Origin of the sequence: Brevibacillus soli, from assembly GCF_044759095.2 — a bacterium.
Classification (GTDB): Bacteria; Bacillota; Bacilli; order Brevibacillales; family Brevibacillaceae; genus JBIYSM02.
This window is the reverse complement of record NZ_JBIYSM020000014.1, coordinates 63,913-82,481: the sequence shown is the minus strand read 5'-3', so window position 1 is coordinate 82,481 and position 18,569 is coordinate 63,913. Positions and strand designations below refer to the sequence as shown.

The following is an 18,569-nucleotide window of genomic DNA, read 5'->3' as shown; positions in this document are numbered from 1 at the left end:
GGATTGGTTCAGGGAGAAGGGTATCCCACAATGTGATTTGCTCGTTACGAAGTTTTAACATAATCGCTCACCTCAAAAAGGATTTTCGAGGAGCACTGTTGAATTTCTTTATGAAGAAAGGAATTCAGTCCCTCTTTTTGGATGTATTGCCTCGTCAACAACTACTTCCATTTAGAGAGCTGAATTCCTTTTGTTTTTGACTTACCCCAGGAATTTTTCAGGGGAAACTAGCTATTCTCACCCCACTCGGCGGTAGCTATCGCTGAGCCGAGTGGGGTCCCTTTTTTCGTCGGGCGGGGCCCCGAACACTTTTCTAGCGGCTGTATGGGATGTCCAAATTTTTAAATTCTTATACACGAAAAAAAGCTGCTGACTCAAGGTCAACAGCTTCCGTTTTGTTACGTTATTTCGGCAGCTCAAACGAGCTTTTCAGCGAGACGATCCGGTTGAACACCAGCTTGTCCTCTGTCGTGTGTTTGGGGTCGACGTTGAAGTACCCGTGACGGAAGAACTGGAACTTGTCTTGCGGTCTCGCTTCCTTCATGTTCGGCTCCACGAAGCCCTGGAGGATCTCCAGCGAGTTCGGGTTGATGTTTTCCAGGAACGAGCCTTCCTCCTCCACGTCCAGTATAAGCGGTTCGTACAGGCGGAATTCGGCCGGCAGCGCGTGTTTGGCATCCACCCAGTGAATGGTCCCCTTTACTTTGCGGCCGGTAAAACCGGAACCGCTCTTGGTCTCGGGGTCGTAGGTGCAGTGCAGCTCTACCACGTTGCCTTGTTCGTCCTTGATTACGTCGTTGCACTTGATGAAGTAGGCGTTCTTCAGACGCACCTCGTTGCCTGGGAACAGGCGGAAGTACTTGCTCGGCGGGTTTTCCATGAAGTCGTCCTGCTCAATGTAGATTTCCCGGGAGAACGGAATTTGCCGCATTCCCATTTCCGGATTTTCCGGGTTGATTTCCGCATCCAGCATTTCTACCTGATCTTCCGGATAATTGGTGATAACCACCTTCAGCGGACGCAGGACACCCATTGTTCGCGGCGCCTTCAGCTTCAAATCTTCGCGGATGAAATGCTCCAGCATTTTCGCGTCGACCACGCTGTTGCTGCGCGCCACGCCAATCTCCCGGGCAAATGTGCGGATCGACTCCGGCGTGAAGCCTCTGCGGCGCAGACCGGAAATGGTCGGCATGCGCGGGTCGTCCCAACCGTCCACGACTCCCTCGTCGACCAGCTGCTTCAGCTTCCGCTTGCTCATCACGGTATTGGTCATGTTCAGACGGGCAAACTCGTACTGGCGCGGCACATGCTCCATCTCGCACTCCTGAATGACCCAGTCGTACAGCGGCCGTTGATCCTCAAATTCCAGCGTACAGATGGAGTGCGTTACTCCCTCGATCGCGTCTTCCAGCGGATGAGCGTAGGCGTACATCGGATAGATGCACCACTTGTCGCCCGTGTTGTGGTGCGTCGTGTGGGAGATGCGGTAGAGAACCGGGTCGCGCATGTTTATGTTGGGGGAGCTCATGTCGATTTTGGCCCGCAGCACTTTTTCTCCATCTTTGAATTCACCCTTGCGCATACGATCAAACAGGTCCAGGTTTTCTTCCACGGAACGGTTGCGGTACGGACTCTCTTTTCCCGGCTCAGTCAGTGTGCCCCGGGTCAAGCGGATCTCTTCGGCAGAAAGATCGCAGACGTACGCCTTGCCCTTTTTGATCAGCAGCACGGCACGGTTGTACATTTCTTCAAAGTAGTCGGACGCAAAAAACAGGCCGTCCCACTCGAAACCCAGCCATTTTACGTCTTCCTTGATCGATTCGACGAATTCGATGTCTTCTTTTACCGGATTGGTATCATCAAAACGCAGGTTGGTTCTGCCGTTAAATTCGTCTGCCAACTCAAAGTTCAGGCAGATGGATTTGGCATGTCCGATATGAAGATAACCGTTTGGTTCAGGCGGAAAACGCGTAACGATCTCTTTTACTCGTCCCGATTGCAAATCATCGAGGATAATATTGCGGAGAAAATTGGATGAAGCTGGCTTGTTTTCCACGTACAATCAACCTTTCGATAACCTTTGTATTCAATAATACTGATTCCCCATCAATAGTTCAACATGGACGAACGCTCTCGTCTTCATGATGTAAGAGCAGCGAGGCCGGGAGGGTCAGGATGCCCTCCTCAACCTCGCCGGCTGTCTTTACTGAATCAGGCTGCGGTCGTAATAGATGTTCAAAATGGATTCCAACGGCTCCTTCCCGTCAGCCACCGCGTGCACCTTTCGCCAGAACTGGGGCTTGATCAGATGCTTCAGAGGCTGATTTACATGATGAAATTGCCGAAATGCCTCTTTGGCAAGGCGATCCCAGCACGGATAATACCGCAGCAGATCATCGGGCATCACTTTCACGCGTTCCGTACCTGCTTCCGGAAAACAGTCAAACGGTTCATCGAGATTTAACGTTCCGTAATCATCCGTCAGCTGTTCCCCCGGATAAATGTCGCGTGCCGCCAGCTCCAGTTCATACGCCGTTCCGACGCAATTGGCATGAAAGCTGTGATTGACGTAGCGTCCTATGTCCCAGCATAGAACGTACTTGCCCTGCCGGTTGCGGTACGAATACTTTAGGATATCCTGCTTCCGTATGGGGTCGAGGGACTCCACGTAAGACGGATCGAGAATCTGGTCAAGATCGTCCAGCACCCAGACAATCGTCCCCTTGGGAATCATTTTGGTGGCAAACACACCGTACCCGATTGCGTCGTTCACGTAACGCAGCTCTGTATGCGGATGCATCATGCGGTTTTCCACCCCTTGTGATGGTCACTATTTCCTATCATCATAATCAGGGTGAACGGGATAGGTGTTTGCGTTTTCACACATTTCCCCCTAGAACGATCAGTTTTTACGGGATGGCGGGCTGTAACATGGGCTGCTCGTGTTCCGCCCGAGGTGCCGAAATCACGAAACCCGTCTCCGCATTACGCAGAGGCGGGTATGTTCTGAATCTCTTTTTTCGTTATGAACTACTTGTTTTTCCTTCTTCATAACTCCCTTTCCATAATGAATATCCCAACCAAATAAAACCAATCCCAGCTAGCGGTTGAGATACGTAAGACCCATATGGAATGAAATCTAAAATAGGCACTACTGCAAGCAAAAGGGCACCCCATCTAGGAAGGATAGCTTTCCAAGCTGTTACAATGCCGAACAGCATTATCCCTATAAAAAAGGGATATAACGAAATAGCTACACCTGTCATGATTTGCTCAGGCGGGTTATTTAATATCTGTGGGGAAAATTCCTCTAACACAGGTATTACGAACGCATTAACCCAACTATGTCCTGCCCATAATACCGCCCCAATAAAAGTAAAAATGAAAATAAGGAAGCCAATTACTCCAACAGCATTCATTTGACGAAGATAAATTCCGACGAGACCCAGTAGCAGAAAGGCCATCCCGATTAGATCGGCATAAGAACCAATCTCCTCTAAAGAAATACTAGACCAAACTGACATAGAAAGAAAAAGAATCCCCGCGATAATCGAACATAAACCAGAAAATCGTAAAAATGATGGCATAGTCATTTGTACACACCACCCTTTTGTAATTTTATTTCCACCACAAATATGCTTATGCATAAGCTCAAATTCCTTGCACGTCCTACAAACCCTTATTTTCCAGAATGACTAGCGGGACGCAGCAAATACATGAAGGATCTCATGGAGCTGCTGACTCGAGCGGCAGAACTGGTCGAAGCCGGTACCCCGGCAGTTCGGGGCCCCGCCCGGCGAAAAAAGGGACCCCACTCGGCTCAGCGATAGCTACCGCCGAGTGGGGTGAGAATAGCTAATGCCGGGTGGGTTTTCTTAAGCCAAAAGCGTCTGACAGAGATGCTGCACGTTTTGTACGTCCAGGCTTACGGCCACTCTTATACACCAACGAAAAAAGCTGTTGAGGAGGTTCGCCTCTCAACAGCTTTTTCCTTACTGGAGCAGGGAAAGCATCCGATCCGGATGATTGGTGCAAATCTGCACGTCCGAATGCCAGCTCATAAGGGTCTGGATGGCCTGCGGATCGTCGACGGTCCAGGCGATCAGGCCAATGCCGGAATCTAGTGTCGAACGAACAAAGTCGGGGGTCAGATAGGGATACGCCATGGAGAGAATGGACGCCCCCGTCTCCTTCAGCTGCTCCTGCAGCAGTACCGGTTTTCCGTATACGATCAGCCCGGTTTTCATGGTGTCGTCCAGCTGCCGCACGCGCTTCACGACCTCGTGGTCAAACGAGGTGATGTACACATCCGACTTCATCTCGTACTGTTCCACCAAGCGGATGACGCTTTCCTCTATTCCGGGGTACAAATCACCGGCTGTTTTTAGCTCGATATTCAGCACACATTTGCCCTTGACCGCCTGCAGGGCTTCCTCCAGGGTGGGAATCTTCTCCCCGGCGCAGGATGCGCCAAACCAGCTTCCTGCGTCCAGTGCGGTTAGTTCCTCGTAGGTATGGTCCTTAAGCAAGCCGCTGCCGTTGGTGGTCCGCTCCAGCGTAAAGTCGTGAAACAGCACGGGTACACCGTCTTTTGAAAGCTGAACATCCACTTCCATTGCCCGGATTGCCGGTTCTGTCAAGGCCAGCCGGATTGCCGCCATCGTGTTTTCCGGCGCTTTGCCCGACCAGCCGCGGTGTGCCATACAGATGTTCATCAAGATCCCCCTTTACTTTTTCAGTAGTTTTTCCCCTTTTTCCACGGCCTTGTTGATCGCCTCTTCCGGAGTCGCCTGCCCCAGTACCGCCCGCTGGATTTCCGTCATGATCACTTCCTGCAGCTCCTTGTATCCCGGAACCATTGGACGCGGTTTGGCGTGTTCCAGCTGATTTACGGCCACCTGGAAATTCGGATCCTTTTCGTACGCTTTTTTCATTTCTTCCGACTCTACCGCATCCTTTGTTACCGGCATATAGCCCGTTTCCAGCGACCACGGAATGGTTTGCGGCGTGTCGGTCATCCACTTGATAAACTCCCATGCCGCCTTTTTCTCCGCCTCGGAAGACTTGGACAGCATGACCAGGTTGGCGCCGCCGGTCGGCACGCCGAAGCTCTTGTTCGCCGGCAGGAATGCCGCACCCACTTCAAATTTCGCATTGTCCTTCAACGATTTCAAGTCACCCGTGGAGGTAAAGATCATGCCTACCTGCTGGTTCAGGAAGTCTTGTTTTGCGACATCCCATGCGTTGTACTTTTCTCCCGGAGGGGCTTTCATGACGCCGTCCTGCAGCAGGCCGGTCCAGAACGCAAGCGGCGCTTTTCCTTCTTCGCCGTTGATGGCCAGGCTTTTGCCGTCTTCGCTGAGAATGTTTCCGCCGTTCTCAAACACCAGCGCTTCGTAGAACCAGATGTCGATCGGGGTAGAGAAGCCGTATACGGCTGTTTTGCCCCCTTCTTTTTTCGTCAGGGCTTTGGCGTATTCACGCAGCTCTTCCCATGTCTTGGGACCGTTGGGGTCCAAACCTGCCGCCTTCAGCATGTCGCGGTTCACGTACAGCAGCGGTGTGGAGCGGTTGAACGGAATGGCATACAGCTTGTTTTCCCAGTAGGAATTGCCCATCAAACCGGGAATGTACCTGTCTTCCGTGCCTGCCGCGTAAGGCCCCAGGTCTTCCAGTACCTTGGCATCGGCAAAAGCGCCCACGGACGCAATTTCCACCATCGTAACGTCGGGTTGGTTGCCAGCGGAGACAGCAGCCAATACCTTTGCATGGTTCTCGTAGTAGTTGCCCTGATAAGCCGGTTTGACCACGATGTCTTTGTGGGTTTCGTTGAACTGCTTCACCAGCTTTTCGATCATCTCACCGTTGTGACCGCCCAGGGAGTACCAGAAGTCGATCTCCACCGCTTTGTTTTCCGCTGCTGCCGGCTGCTGACCTCCGGACGCCTGACTGGTACCGGATGCTTCCTGTTTTCCGCATCCGGCCAATGCGGCCGACAAGCCTAATGTGCAAGCCAGAATGGACAAGCTCAACTTTTTCACAAAAAACCCTCCTAGTCATCTTTATGGTTACGGGTTGCCCCATAATCACCTATTTGGATTGGTAGACGAATGCGCTGATGATGTGCCGTTGGGCGAAAACGAAGATGGCGAGAATCGGCAGGACGAGAATCATGTTGCCCGCCATGATGACGTTCCACAGCTTGCCTCCCTCTGTCGCCTTCAGCATGGAGATGCCGATCGGCAGGGTGCGCACCTCATCGCTGTTGGTCATGATCAAGGGCCAGAAGTAATCGTTCCAGTGATAGATAAAACTGAACAGCCCAAAGGTGACAAGCACAGGCTTGGCCATCGGAACCATCACCCGCCACATGATCTTCCACTCAGAGGCGTTGTCCAGCCGGGCCGCTTCAATGACCTCGTCCGGTACCTGCATGAACGACTGGCGCAGCAGAAAAATGCCAAAGGCACTCGCTCCATAGGGCAGGATCAGCGACCAGAGCGTATTGACCAGCCCCCAGCTGCTCATCTCCACGTAAATGGGCAAAAAGACAACCTGCGGCGGAATCATCAACGCAATCAAGGTCAGACCGAACAACCAGTTGCGGCCGGGAAACCGGTAGCGGGCAAAGGCATAGGCAGCCGGCACACCGGTCAACAGCTGCAGTACTAGGATGCCAGCGGCGACCAGAAAGCTGTTCCAGACATACGTGAAAAACGGACCCGACTCCCACGCTGTCTGGAAGTTCCCAAACTGCCACGACTCCGGAAGCCAGGTAGGAGGAAATTGATACACCTCCGGCATCGTTTTGAACGCCGTCAGGAACATCCAGAGAAAAGGAAAGACGAATACCAGCGACACGATGATCAGCAGCGTCCACTCCAGCGTTTTGAACGAAATTTGCCCCAGTCGATACACCGTCACATCTCTCCTTTCCTCAGCGGTAATGGACACGCTTCTCCATGAACAGGAAGTGGAACAGCGTCAAGAGGCCGACGAGCGCCAGCAAAACAACGGAAGCTGCGGAAGCAATTCCTCCGTTGTAAAAGTCCATCCCCTGCTCATAGATGTAAAAGACAAGCATGTTGGTACTGTTGACCGGTCCGCCCTGGGTCATGATGTAAATCGTATCGAAGACCTGAAACGACGAGATCGTATTGATTACCAACAGGAAAAACAAGGTGGGCGACAGCATCGGGATGGTGATGCGGGTCAAGGTTCTCCACGAGGGCGACCGATCCAGGGCAGCCGCTTCGTAGATGTCACGCGGAATGCTTTGCAGCCCGGCAATAAAGACCAGCGTATTGTAGCCGACCACCTTCCACACGCTGACCAGCACCAGCGACGCCAGCGCACTGCTAGTATCGGCCAGCCAGGTATAGCCGGGCAGCCCGATGAACTCCAGCACGGCATTCAACAGTCCGTACTGCGGGTCCATCAGCCACATCCACAGCATGGCGACAGAGACCAGCGACACGACGTGAGGACTGAATACGGCCGCCTGCACAATCCCGTAGATTTTCGCCTTCCGGTTCAGCCACAGCGCCAGGAAAAACGCTAGTCCGATCCCCAATGTTACCGTGCAAACGGTGTACACCATCGTGTTTGTCAGGACTTGATGAAAATCAGCATCGGCTAGCAGGGCGATGAAGTTGTCCAGTCCGACCCACTCCATCTCCTCCAGATTGAGCAGGGACCAATCGTGAAAGCTGAGATACACCATGTACGCGATGGGAAAGAAGAAAAACACGGCAAAAAACAGCAGAGCCGGTGCGATATAAGCGTAGGGCCGAGCCTTTTCAGCGAAATGAAGCTTCGTTGTCATCATCCACTGTGCCGGACGTACGCTCGAAACCTGAGTCGCGACTGCCTTTCGCATTACATCAAGCCCCCTGCGAGAGCACTGTTTGCGTTCCTCCGCTCCGCATGACGGATTCGCTTGCCCGTTGTCTTGTCAAACAGGTACATATGCTCTTTTTGTACCGTGACGACGACCTCGGCGCCTGCTTCCGTCAGGGTCTCGGGGTCCCTTTTCACCACGATTCGTCCGATCGGGGTTTCCACGTAGTAGAGCACATCGGAACCAAGTATTTCCCGGGATGTTACCGTTCCTCGGAAAACGTACCGGCTTTCCTGCATGGCGGCCTGGCTGGCTGTATGTGTGATCGCCGCTTTTTCCGGGCGGAATCCCAGGAGCCTGTGGCCCCTCTCGTCCTCCGGAAGGATGTTCATCGCGGGAGAGCCGATGAACTGTGCCACGAACAGGTTATCCGGGTCGTTGTACAGCTCCATCGGAGAGGCCGCCTGCATGATCTCTCCCTCGTTCATCACCACGATTTGATCGCCCATGGTCATCGCTTCCACCTGATCGTGCGTCACATAGAGGAATGTACTGCCCAGCTGCTTGTGCAAGCTGGTCAGCTCTACCCGCATCTGGTTGCGCAGCTTGGCGTCCAGATTGGACAGAGGTTCATCCATCAGAAACACCTGCGGCTTCTTCACCATCGCACGCGCCAGGGCGACACGCTGTCTCTGACCGCCCGACAGCTGCGAGGGCTTCCGGTCCAGATATGGACGAAGCCCCACCACCTCGGCTATCTCCTCCACCAGACTTTTGCATGCCTTCCGGGAAAAGCCACGGTTTTGCAGCCCGAACGCGATATTGTCAAAAACGCTCATCGTCGGGTAGAGGGCGTAATTTTGAAACACCATGGCCAGATCACGCTTGCCCGGGGGCAGGTCATTTACCTGCTGATCCCCGATCCAAATCTCCCCCGACGTCACACCCTCCAAACCGGCGATCATCCGCAGGGTGGTTGACTTGCCGCATCCCGAGGGTCCCACCAGCACCGTGAAAGAGCCGTTGGGCACAACCAAGTCCAGTCCTTTTACCACGGGTTGGTTGTTGTAGGTTTTGGCTACCCGCTTCAACAGCACATGCGCCATCAGCCACTCACATCCTTTCCAGGGATTTTGCGTTCAGCAGTTCATCCGCAAACGTTTGAAAGTCCGCAAAACGGCAGTCGGCCATCGCTTCGATGGTCGGCTCGGTTCCGTACCATTGAAGCAGCACGCTTTTCACCCCGGCCGCTTTGGCCGCCAACAAATCGTACTTGCTGTCCCCCACCATGACTGCCTCGTCGGGGCAGACGTTCAGTTTGTTCATCGCTATTTGCAGGGGCTCTGCGGACGGCTTGCCTTTCCGCACGTCGTCAATCGTAACGATGGCATCGAACAGATTCAAAATTCCCGCAATTTGCAGTCCGCGCACGGTATACGTCCGCTGTTTGTTGGTGACGACGGCCAGTTGATAGCCGGCTCCGCGGAGTGCCTGCAGCCCCTCCTTGACGCGAGGAAAAAGGCGGATTTGACGATCGTGGTGTTCATCCACATACGCGAAAAAGGTGCCGAATATCTCTTCCCGGTTGAACGCTTTGGTATGGGGAGCCACTTCGCTCGCCAGAAAATCGTCAAACGACTCGCCAAAGCGTGCCAGCAGCTGTTCGCGGGTAAACATTCCGGGAAGATAGTGTTCCGCCGTGTACATCACGGCATCAATAACAGCATCGCGGCTGTCCAGCAGCGTTCCGTCCAGATCAAACAGAAGGCAGCGGCATTGTTTCATCGGTTAGATTCTCCTTCCACAATGGGTGACTTCCGACGGAAACGGCTATCGCGCCGTGACGCAAAGCCACCTCCATCTGCTCCCGCTTGCGAATCAAGCCGCCGGTAATGATCGGCAGATCGAGCTCCTGACGGTAGGCCTGAATGCATTCCGGAAGCAGCGCCGGCATGATCTCGACGGCGTCCGGCTGCGTCTCCCGCACGGATTGCAAGCCTGATTTGATCGAATCGCTGTCAACCAGAAACAACCGTTGGATGGTCAGCAGCCCCTGTTTTTTCGCCAGCTTGATCAGTGTGTTGCGAGTCGTGACGATCCCGCTCGGCTTTACATACTGAGCCAAAAAGGCGACGCCTTCCCGGTCGTAGCTGATGCCCCCGATCCGCTCCAGATGCAGAAACACCGGCAGGTCATGCGCTTTGAAAAAATCGACATACCTCTTGATCACCCCAATGTTTCCTACGGAGAGCACAACGGCGCTCACTTCCGCCTCCGCCGCCTGTTCCAGCCACTTGGCTTCTTTGACGGACGCGATCATTTTGTACCGGCTCAGTCTTTCGTAGAATTGCGCTTGGTTCAACGCGGTCACCCTCCTTTTTTTCCAAAACAAAAAACCTCAAATAGAATTGCCAATGACTTCATGGTGAAAGGTCTTGGAATTTCTATCGAGGTTTCTCCAGGGCTCCAACCGGTTCGATTATCTACTTGTCATAAGTAATCGTAGTCGGTTTTCGTTAAGCGAACATGGAGCCATTGTAAATATTCAGGAAGGTTTTTGTTAAGCAGACGATCTACAATTGAACGATCGCATCCAGGGCGATTCGCGCCTCGGCTTCGATTGCCCTGGCGGTCGTTTCCGTGTGCGGGTTGTAGTCAGCCAGCAGGTCGGCGTCGGCATAGCCGTCAATCGCCAGAATCGCTCCGGCGCGCAGGCCGCGCAGAGCTGCAATCACAAACAGCGCGGAATTTTCCATCTCCACTGCGAGAACACCTGCTTTTTTGTACAGGCTGTGAGGAAACTCCAGCACGCCGTTGTAAAACACATCAATCGTCAGGGTGATCCCTTCCTTGATCGGCAAACCTGCTTGGCTCAATCGCGCAGCCTCTGTCAGCGCGGCGACGACATTTCGGTCCGCCACGGCCGGAAAACCCGGCGGCACCAGCTGGGCGGTCAAACCGTCGGCCCGCACCGCCGCTGTACTGATTACCAGACTTCCCGGCGGCACTTCCTGTTGATAGGAACCGGCTGTTCCCACACGGATGATCGACTTCACGCCGCCCTTGGCCAGCTCTTCAAAACAGACAGCCGCCCCGGGCGAGCCTACCCCGTGACTGACAACCGCCACATCCACACCCATCCAGGTGCCGGCATAGCTGTGATATTCCCGGTTTTCCGCCAGCTGGCGATGATTGTCCAGAAGCGAGGCGATGTTCGCCGCCCGTTTCGGGTCACCGCAGACAATGACGCGCTCGGGCAGCGTTTTCGGGTCGATTTTTAGATTTGGCAGCATGTCAATCAAACTCCTTTTTCTCCCATTCGTCCTCCGGGATCGGCAGCGGCTCACCGGAAAACCGCTCTTCCCGGAAAGGATCGCCGTTTAGGTGAAAGCCGTTTTGTTCCCAAAAGCCGGGCTTGTTCTCCTTGATAAACTCAAAACCGCGCAGCCATTTGACGCTTTTCCAGAAATAGAGGTGCGGCACGATCAGCCGAAGCGGCCAGCCGTGCTTGTCTGTAAGCGGCTCGCCGTCAAACGAGTGGGCCAGCAGCACGTCATCCCGGACCAGATCGGCGAGGAGGAGATTGGCCGTATAGTCGTGATCCGCGTGAACCATGACGTAGTCCGATTGCGGCTTGATCCCCGCCGCTTGCAGAAAATCCCGAAACAGCACGCCGGTAAAGCGATTGTCAAACCGGGACCAGCGGGTTACGCAATGGATATCGCAGGTCACAGTGGTTTGCGGCATAGCCATGATCTCTTCGTACGACAAGGTCACTTCCCGCTCCACTTCGCCGAAGACCCGCAGCGTCCACTTCTTCATATCGTATACGGGGACATCTCCTTCATGCAGGATGGGAAACCGTTCGGTCAGCACCTGTCCCGGCGGCAAGCGCTTGGCCAGGGCGGGATCGACTGCCGGCACTTTCATCCGTTTGATGCGCTCTGCCTTGTTCATATTCGTTTTCCTCCTTTTCCCCTTTTATCGCGTGCTGTACTGACCCGCGCTGTTCACGTTATCGCCTCGGCCCTTCAGGAAGAACATGGCGGCAATGGTAAGCACGTAAGGCAGCATGGCCGTAAATTGAGTGGGCAGCGAGAATCCCTGGAGTCGGATGCTGAGCGCGTCCATTAAACCGAACAGCAGGCTGGACGCCAATATTCCCAGTGGATGGGACTGTCCCAACATCATTGCCACCAGGGCTATAAATCCGCGCCCCGCCGTCATGCCTTCGGAAAACATGGTCACCTGCCCAAGAGACAGCTGTGCCCCAGCCAATCCGCAAAATACGCCGCACAAGGCGATGGCGAGAAATTGCAGACGCGTCACCTTTAAACCAAGACTTCCTGCGGCAACCGGGTTGATCCCAACAGCCAGCACTCGAAAACCGGTAACCGTCCGATAGAAAAAGAAGGTGAGCGCGATTGCGGAGAGGAACGCCAGGTATACGAGCGGCGAATGCCCGGAAACGATCGGCCCCAGCACGGGAATATCGTGCAGGATCGGAATCTGCCACTGCGGCAGCCCCGCCATGTCTTTGTCGTAGAACGCCCCCTTCACCCCGAAAACCGCCCGCAGCGCAAAGGTGGTAAGCCCCATGGCCAAAAAGTTGATCGCTACTCCGACGATAATTTCATTCGCTTTCAATCGAATGGTCATATAGCCGAACAAGAGGGAAAACAGAAGCGTCGCCGCAATGGCAAACAAAATGGCAAACAACAGGCTTCCCGTCAGGTGATTGCCCACGATGGCGGAAAAAGCTCCGACCAGCACCAGTCCCTCCAGTCCGACGTTAAAGAGGCCGACCCGAGCACACAGGGCGCCCCCCAATGCAGCGAGCAGGATCGGCGAAACCATACGAATCGCCGAACTGATGAGAGAAAGATCAAACAGTTCCATGGGAGGCCCCTCCTTTCTTCCTGCGCTTCCACCACTGAACACTCAGTTTTGCGGATATAAAGAGAATCAACACCGCCTGGATGATACTTGCGATCTCCAGGGGCACTTCCGTGTTTCGCTCGACACCCATCGCCCCGGTTTGCAGAGCGGCCAACAGAATGGACGTGACCACGACACCGAGCGGGTGGGCGTTGGCGAGCAACGTGGCCATCAGTCCCGTCCAGGCATATCCCGGAACAGTCAGGGCCCCGTCAACGAAGCGGTACTGTGTTCCCAATACCTCAACCGTCCCGGCCAGTCCGGCAAACCCGCCGCTTATAAACATGCCAAGCAGCATCACCCTGTTCTTTTGAATTCCGCCGTATTGGGCAAAAAACGGATTCTGGCCGAGCATTTTCACTTCATAGCCAAAGGCCGTATAGCGAAACAGAAGGTAGAGCACAACCGCTCCGGCAATCCCAAACAGAAATCCCGCATGCAGGCTCATTCCCGCGAACAGTTTGGGCAGCCAGGCGCTTTTCTCCAGCATGGCCGTCTGCGCCAGTGCAGCGGATCCCGTCTTGTCCTGAAACGGATCGCTGACGAAATAGCCGGCCAGCAAAACGGCAATATAGTTGAGCAGCAGGGTGGAAATCAACAGCTGGATTTTAAATCTCGCCTCCAAAAGGCCGGCCAGGAGCGACCATAGCCCGCCAACGGCAACACCAGCGGCAAGGGCTGCGACCATTTTTACGGCTCCCGGCACCGGCAGATACAGACCGACCAATGCCGCGCTGAAAGCACCCAGTACCATCTGTCCCTCTGCTCCGAGGTTAAAGACCCCGGCCCGAAAAGCCAGCGCCAGCCCGAGACTGATCAAGAGGATGGGCGTAGACCGGGCCAGAGTGGACATCACGAAGTACTTGCTTCCGAACGCGCCGTTCCACATCTGGCGGTACGTATCCGCAATCGATTCGCCAACCGTACTGATGACGACGGCACCCGCTATCAAGCCGATCACGATCGCCAGTACCGGTTGGAGCATCGCGTTAAACAGTTGCCTGTGTCGTTCCATGTAAGCTCCCTCCTGCCATCAGTACACTGATTTTCTCTTCCGTCGCTTCCGCCCGTTTCAATTCTCCTGCAATTCTGCCTTCGTACATCACCAGAATCCGATCGGACAAGGCAAGAATCTCCGTCAGTTCGGACGACACCAGCAGGATGCCGTCTCCCTTGTTTCGTTTATCAAGCAGCGCCTGATGAATGGTTTCCATAGCGCCGATGTCCACCCCGCGGGTCGGCTCGGCTGCGATCAACAGCGGTGTTTCCTGCCCCAGCTCCCGGGCGACGATCAGCTTTTGCAAGTTTCCCCCGGAAAGGTTCCCTGCCTTTTCCTCGAGCGAACCGGTCTTGATGGCAAAGCGTTTCACCCACTCTTCAGCGAGCTTGCGAAACACGTCCCGAGCGATGATGAAACCTCGGGAATACGCAGGTTTTTGGTAATAGCCCATCAGCGCATTCTCTGCCACGCTCTCCTGTTTGGCTGCACCCCAAAGGTAGCGGTCTTCCGGGATATGGGCCAGACCTGCCTGGCGAATCTCCGCTACCGACCGATTGGTTACGTCCCGTCCCGCCAGAGTGACTGATCCGCCATCCGCCTGCCGCAAGCCGGTGATCACCTGCAGCAGCTCGGATTGTCCGTTTCCCGATACGCCGGCAATTCCGACGATTTCACCGTGATGTACGGTAAAACTGACCTGATCTACCAACGGCTTGTTTCCCTTCACTTGAACGGTCAGATGATGAACCTCCAGCAGCGGTTTGCCGTCCAGATTGACCCGCTCCCCTGCCGGTTGCAGGTCACGGCCTACCATCAACCGTGCCAGTTCTTCCGCTGTGGTCTCCTGCCTGTTGACTGTCCCGGTCACTTTTCCGTTTCGCAGGACAGTGATCCGGTCGGCTACTTCCATCACTTCCTGCAGCTTGTGCGTAATCAGGATGATGCTCTTCCCGCCTTGGGCCAGGTTGCGGATGGTGGCGAGCAGACCCTTTACCTCCAACGGCGTCAACACCGCAGTCGGTTCGTCCAGCACGATGATGTCCGCCCCTTGATAAAGCACTTTCAATATTTCCACCCGCTGTTGTTCGCCGACAGCGCAGCCGGAGAGCCGTGCTGTCGGGTCGATTGAAATACCGTAGCGCTCCGCCAGCTTGAGCACCTCTTCCTTCGCTTTTTCCCGCTGGAACAGGCCTGCTTTCCTCGGCTCATATCCAATCACGATGTTCTCCGCCACGGTAAAGTCGGGAAAGAGCATGAAGTGTTGGTGAACCATGCCGATTCCATGCCGGATCGCGTCATGGGGTCCCGCGAGCTCCACCCGCTGCCCGTTGAGGTAGATCTCCCCGGCAGAAGGCTGCTCCATGCCGTAAAGCATCCGCATCAGCGTGGTTTTTCCGGCGCCGTTTTCGCCGACGATGGCGTGCACTTCCCCTTCTTTCAAGTCGAAGGAAATGTTGTCGTTGGCCGTAAAGTCACCGTACGTTTTGGTCATGTTTCGCATTTCCAGACGCAGCGTCATCAATCAACCCTCCTCCTTGATCCAGTAATAGGAAACCGACTACGGCTAGGTAGTCGGTCATTTTTGCCTTATTGCTTCAGCGGATCCGGCACCTGACGGGTACCCGCTATGATTTCGTCCTTGATTGCTTTTACCTTGTCCACCACCGCTTGTCCGATAAACGGATGCAGCGGGGTTTTACTTTCCCGGGTAATGTAGGTGACCCCTACGCCGTCTTCTTTCAGACCGTAGGTCACAACACCCGGTTTGAATGTTCCCTCTACAAATGCCTTCACCGTTTCGTATGCGGCCGTATCTGTTCCTTTGAGCTGCGAGAGGACAATGTGCTCCGGATCGAGCGTGGTGCGGTCCACGTCTTGACCGGCCGTGTAGAAGCCTTTTTCCTTCGCCGCTTCAAACACGCCCAGATCCCCTACCGCTGCTGCCCCGGCAATGAAATCAGCACCCTTGGAAGCCTGCAGCAGGGCCAGTTCCTTCGCTTTCGCCGGATCGGTAAAACCGCCGACGTAGTTCACCAGAAACTCCGCTTTCGGATTGGTCGCCTTCAATCCTTCCTGGAAGCCGACTGTCCATTTCTTCAACAGCGGGATGTCCATCGCGGCAACCATGCCCACTTTGTTTGTCTTTGTCGCCAAGCCGGCGGCCGCTCCCAAGAGGTAGGCAGCCTCGTGCTCGCGGAATACCACGCTGCGTACATTCGGCAAATCGATGACGGTATCGATGATGGCAAATTGTCGGTCAGGGTTCTCGGTGGCTACCTTTTTCAAAGCGTCTTCCGATTCAAACGAAGAAGTGATGACCAGATCGTAATTTTCCGCAACAGCGACGCGCAGGTTTTCTTCGATGGCGGAGTGGTCGGTCGATTCGATCGTTTTCAGCTCGACGCCAAATTCCTGGGCCGCTTTTTTGGCCCCTTCGTCCATCTGCTGGAAGAACGGGTTCACCCCGATTTTTTCCGGCAAGATGAGGGCAATTCGTTTTTTCGCTTCCCCTGTTTGACCGGCAGTTCCTTCTCCGCTGGCCGGTGCCTTGTCCGACTGGCAGCCGGCAGCAAGGAGGGCAAACGTGGTAATCGTCAGCAAAAGCTTTTTCATGTTGTTTCTCTCCCTTTCTCTTTGTTTCCTTGACCAAACAAAAAACTCTTCCAGAGGAAGAGTTTTGGTTTTGATCCGTCTCCTCCTCATCTGTCAAAATCCGATAACGGATTTTGCAGGATTTGGCACCATTCTGTACAGGTACAGTGGTTGCCGGGCTTCATTGGGCCAGTCCCTCCGCCGCTCTTGATAAGGCAATTGGTATGCTGTTTTTTTGATGACTTCATTTTATCAAAAATTGTCGAAATATCAATTGCTTTTTTCAGTTGTTACGATTGGAAAGATTTTTGTAGCTTGCTTGAAAGAGCGTTCAATTCGCCGATCTCTTCCGTGATTTGCCTTACTCTTTGATGCTGGCTTTCCGCCGTCGCAAACAACTCTTCCAGGTTGGCCACCGATTCTTCGGTTACGGCTGTGATGGTGGACATCTCCTCGGCCACTTCTCCTGAACGGATTTTGACCTGGTCCATGCTGGAGCGGACTATTTCCACCGCTTCCATAAAGGCTGCCATGCCCGCCTTCACCTTTTCAATGGAGGTTACCGTTTGCTGTGCCAGCTCCTGCCCCTTGATAACCGAGGACTCCCCGTCTTTCATCTGAAGGACGGCGTTCTGGCTTTCCTGATGCAGCGACTGCAGGATGGCCGTAATCTCCTGTGTGGCGCTCGCACTCTGCTCCGCCAGTTTGCGTACTTCGTCAGCCACGACGGCAAACCCTCTGCCGTGTTCTCCGGCACGCGCCGATTCGATGGCGGCATTCAGCGCCAGGAGATTGGTTTGCGAAGCAATCTGATTGATGGTTTGTACGATTTCCTCCACTTTGTTTGCCTGCTGGTTCAACTGATAAATGGTAGACGAGGCGACCTGGACCGTCTCCACGATTTGCTGCATCTGCTTCGACAATTCGTTCATCATCTCAATACTGTTGACCAGGCGGCGGTTGTTTTTCTCCGCTTCCTCTTTCATCGCTTTCGCCTGAGTGTTCACCTCGATGATTTCCCGGTCGATCGACTGCACTTCCTCCTCAATCTTAACGGTGGAATTGGCCTGCGCTTCCATTCCCGTAGCCACTTCGCGGAAGGCGAGCATCATGTCATCGGTGTTTTGTTTGGTTACTTCCGCATGCTCGTGCACGTGCTCCGACGTGAGGTCCAGCTGCTTCGTCACTTTCTGGATTTGGTCCAGCAGCTCGGACAGACGCTGTTCTTTCTCCTCTGCTTCTTTGCGCGCCTGCTCCACTTTTGTCAGGGACACTTGTCCCGCTACACACAGGTAGCTCAAACCGGCGATCATCAAAAGAATGGAGACGATCTTCAGGATCAGGTTCATCTCGGTATGGGTTCCCTCAAAAATGTGATAGTAACCGGTAACAAACCCGACAACTGTCGCTGCGATCTGCACGACCCCAGCCGATACAATCAGCTTCCAGTCAAGATAAGCGGCAAGAAACCCGAGTACGATAAACGACAGGTACGCCATTTCCGGGTAGTTCGTAAAGTGGTCAAACGAGATGGAATAGAACATGAACCCGATGGCAACCAGATAGCGAATCCAATAGCTGTCTTTCCTGACAAAGTAGATCGGTGATACGATCAAGGTAACCAACAGCCCCAGCGAAACTACCTGCCAGTAGGAAACATTCATCTGAAACGCGACCCATGCGGCGATCCAGAGGTGATTCCAGAGAAGAAAAATCATAAATCCTTCTTTGTTAGTCAGTGTGTTGCGAATCAGCTGCAGCATCTTCCCAATACCCCCATTCTTCTTTTTATTATAAGATGAGAAAAGTTTCCAAAAACAGCAAAAACATTGAAGAATCTGTTACAAATCAGGGAAAGAACAGACTTCTACAGGAGGAGGGGTGGTTTTCATGACCATACAAGACCGGTGGACAGAGAATCAGGGCGTGCGGATCCATTGGCTGGAGGCCAATGCCGACTTTGCAACTTCGCTTGTACCGCTGCTGCATATCCCCGGAGCGTTTGCAACTGCGGAAAAATTTTTGCCGGAAATGGAGGCGCTCGCCCCCAGACGCTGCGTAGCCTTGAGCCAGACCGCGAAGCCTATGCCGAAACCATCAAACAATTTTTGGAGAAAATCGACAACACATAAGTTGTTTTCTCCCTAACCATATTCCCGTTTCCGGAATAGGCTGAAACATAACCTGCAAAAAGCAACG

The 18,569-nt window shown here is 54.0% G+C and carries 18 protein-coding genes and 1 riboswitch; of the genes, 1 reads left to right on the top strand and 17 read right to left on the bottom strand.

Going from position 1 to position 18,569, the window contains the following annotated elements; genetic code table 11:
* Positions 1-403: 403 nt before the first annotated feature.
* The 17 genes from ACE99V_RS08095 to ACE99V_RS08015 form a co-directional block, all read right to left on the bottom strand.
* Entirely contained in the window at positions 404-2,056 is a 1,653-nt protein-coding gene (locus tag ACE99V_RS08095; RefSeq protein ID WP_400490561.1) for a glutamine--tRNA ligase/YqeY domain fusion protein, read from the bottom strand.
* Positions 2,057-2,203: 147 nt separating this feature from the next.
* Positions 2,204-2,803 (bottom strand): SET domain-containing protein, encoded by a 600-nt coding sequence (locus tag ACE99V_RS08090; RefSeq protein WP_400490560.1) that lies wholly within the window; start codon positions 2,801-2,803, stop codon positions 2,204-2,206.
* Between the two features lie 220 nt (positions 2,804-3,023).
* Positions 3,024-3,647, bottom strand: a complete 624-nt coding sequence (locus ACE99V_RS08085; protein WP_400490559.1) for a hypothetical protein — start codon at positions 3,645-3,647, stop codon at positions 3,024-3,026.
* Positions 3,648-3,992: 345 nt separating this feature from the next.
* Positions 3,993-4,715 (bottom strand): glycerophosphodiester phosphodiesterase, encoded by a 723-nt coding sequence (locus tag ACE99V_RS08080; RefSeq protein WP_400490558.1) that lies wholly within the window; start codon positions 4,713-4,715, stop codon positions 3,993-3,995.
* A 12-nt stretch (positions 4,716-4,727) separates the two neighbouring features.
* Positions 4,728-6,041: an ABC transporter substrate-binding protein gene (locus ACE99V_RS08075; protein WP_400490557.1), complete on the bottom strand. Its 1,314-nt coding sequence runs from the start codon at positions 6,039-6,041 to the stop codon at positions 4,728-4,730.
* Positions 6,042-6,090: 49 nt separating this feature from the next.
* The gene (locus ACE99V_RS08070; protein ID WP_400490556.1) at positions 6,091-6,918 is read right to left on the bottom strand and encodes a carbohydrate ABC transporter permease; all 828 of its coding nucleotides are present in this window, start codon (positions 6,916-6,918) and stop codon (positions 6,091-6,093) included.
* A gap of 19 nt (positions 6,919-6,937) precedes the next feature.
* On the bottom strand, positions 6,938-7,879 hold the full coding sequence (locus ACE99V_RS08065; protein ID WP_400490555.1) for a carbohydrate ABC transporter permease: 942 nt from the start codon (positions 7,877-7,879) through the stop codon (positions 6,938-6,940).
* Positions 7,879-8,946 carry an ABC transporter ATP-binding protein gene (locus ACE99V_RS08060; RefSeq protein WP_400490554.1) on the bottom strand — a complete coding sequence of 356 codons (1,068 nt, stop codon included), beginning with the start codon at positions 8,944-8,946 and terminating at the stop codon, positions 7,879-7,881. Before ACE99V_RS08060 ends, ACE99V_RS08065 begins: the two co-directional genes overlap by 1 nt.
* 7 nt (positions 8,947-8,953) lie before the next feature.
* On the bottom strand, positions 8,954-9,625 hold the full coding sequence (locus ACE99V_RS08055; RefSeq protein WP_400490553.1) for an HAD family hydrolase: 672 nt from the start codon (positions 9,623-9,625) through the stop codon (positions 8,954-8,956).
* A complete protein-coding gene (locus tag ACE99V_RS08050; RefSeq protein WP_400490552.1) occupies positions 9,597-10,202 on the bottom strand; it encodes a glycerol-3-phosphate responsive antiterminator in 606 nt (201 codons plus the stop codon). The genes ACE99V_RS08055 and ACE99V_RS08050 overlap by 29 nt, the downstream gene beginning before the upstream one ends.
* A gap of 211 nt (positions 10,203-10,413) precedes the next feature.
* The gene (locus tag ACE99V_RS08045) at positions 10,414-11,133 is read right to left on the bottom strand and encodes a nucleoside phosphorylase (RefSeq protein WP_400490551.1); all 720 of its coding nucleotides are present in this window, start codon (positions 11,131-11,133) and stop codon (positions 10,414-10,416) included.
* 1 nt (position 11,134) lies between these two features.
* Entirely contained in the window at positions 11,135-11,797 is a 663-nt protein-coding gene (locus ACE99V_RS08040; RefSeq protein ID WP_400490550.1) for a sulfite oxidase-like oxidoreductase, read from the bottom strand.
* A 24-nt stretch (positions 11,798-11,821) separates the two neighbouring features.
* The gene (locus ACE99V_RS08035; protein WP_400490549.1) at positions 11,822-12,739 is read right to left on the bottom strand and encodes an ABC transporter permease; all 918 of its coding nucleotides are present in this window, start codon (positions 12,737-12,739) and stop codon (positions 11,822-11,824) included.
* Positions 12,726-13,793, bottom strand: coding sequence for an ABC transporter permease (locus tag ACE99V_RS08030; protein ID WP_400490548.1), 1,068 nt, complete (start codon positions 13,791-13,793; stop codon positions 12,726-12,728). The genes ACE99V_RS08035 and ACE99V_RS08030 overlap by 14 nt, the downstream gene beginning before the upstream one ends.
* Positions 13,768-15,297 (bottom strand): ABC transporter ATP-binding protein, encoded by a 1,530-nt coding sequence (locus ACE99V_RS08025; RefSeq protein WP_400490547.1) that lies wholly within the window; start codon positions 15,295-15,297, stop codon positions 13,768-13,770. The genes ACE99V_RS08030 and ACE99V_RS08025 overlap by 26 nt, the downstream gene beginning before the upstream one ends.
* A 68-nt stretch (positions 15,298-15,365) precedes the next feature.
* On the bottom strand, positions 15,366-16,391 hold the full coding sequence (locus tag ACE99V_RS08020; RefSeq protein WP_400490546.1) for a BMP family lipoprotein: 1,026 nt from the start codon (positions 16,389-16,391) through the stop codon (positions 15,366-15,368).
* Positions 16,392-16,474: 83 nt separating this feature from the next.
* A riboswitch (SAM riboswitch) is annotated at positions 16,475-16,587 on the bottom strand.
* A gap of 73 nt (positions 16,588-16,660) precedes the next feature.
* Positions 16,661-18,133, bottom strand: coding sequence for a methyl-accepting chemotaxis protein (locus ACE99V_RS08015; protein WP_400490545.1), 1,473 nt, complete (start codon positions 18,131-18,133; stop codon positions 16,661-16,663).
* 127 nt (positions 18,134-18,260) lie between these two features.
* On the opposite strand from ACE99V_RS08015, the gene ACE99V_RS08010 reads away from it, so the two are divergent.
* Complete coding sequence (locus tag ACE99V_RS08010) at positions 18,261-18,518, top strand: hypothetical protein (RefSeq protein ID WP_400490544.1); 258 nt, start codon at positions 18,261-18,263, stop codon at positions 18,516-18,518.
* Positions 18,519-18,569: the final 51 nt, after the last annotated feature.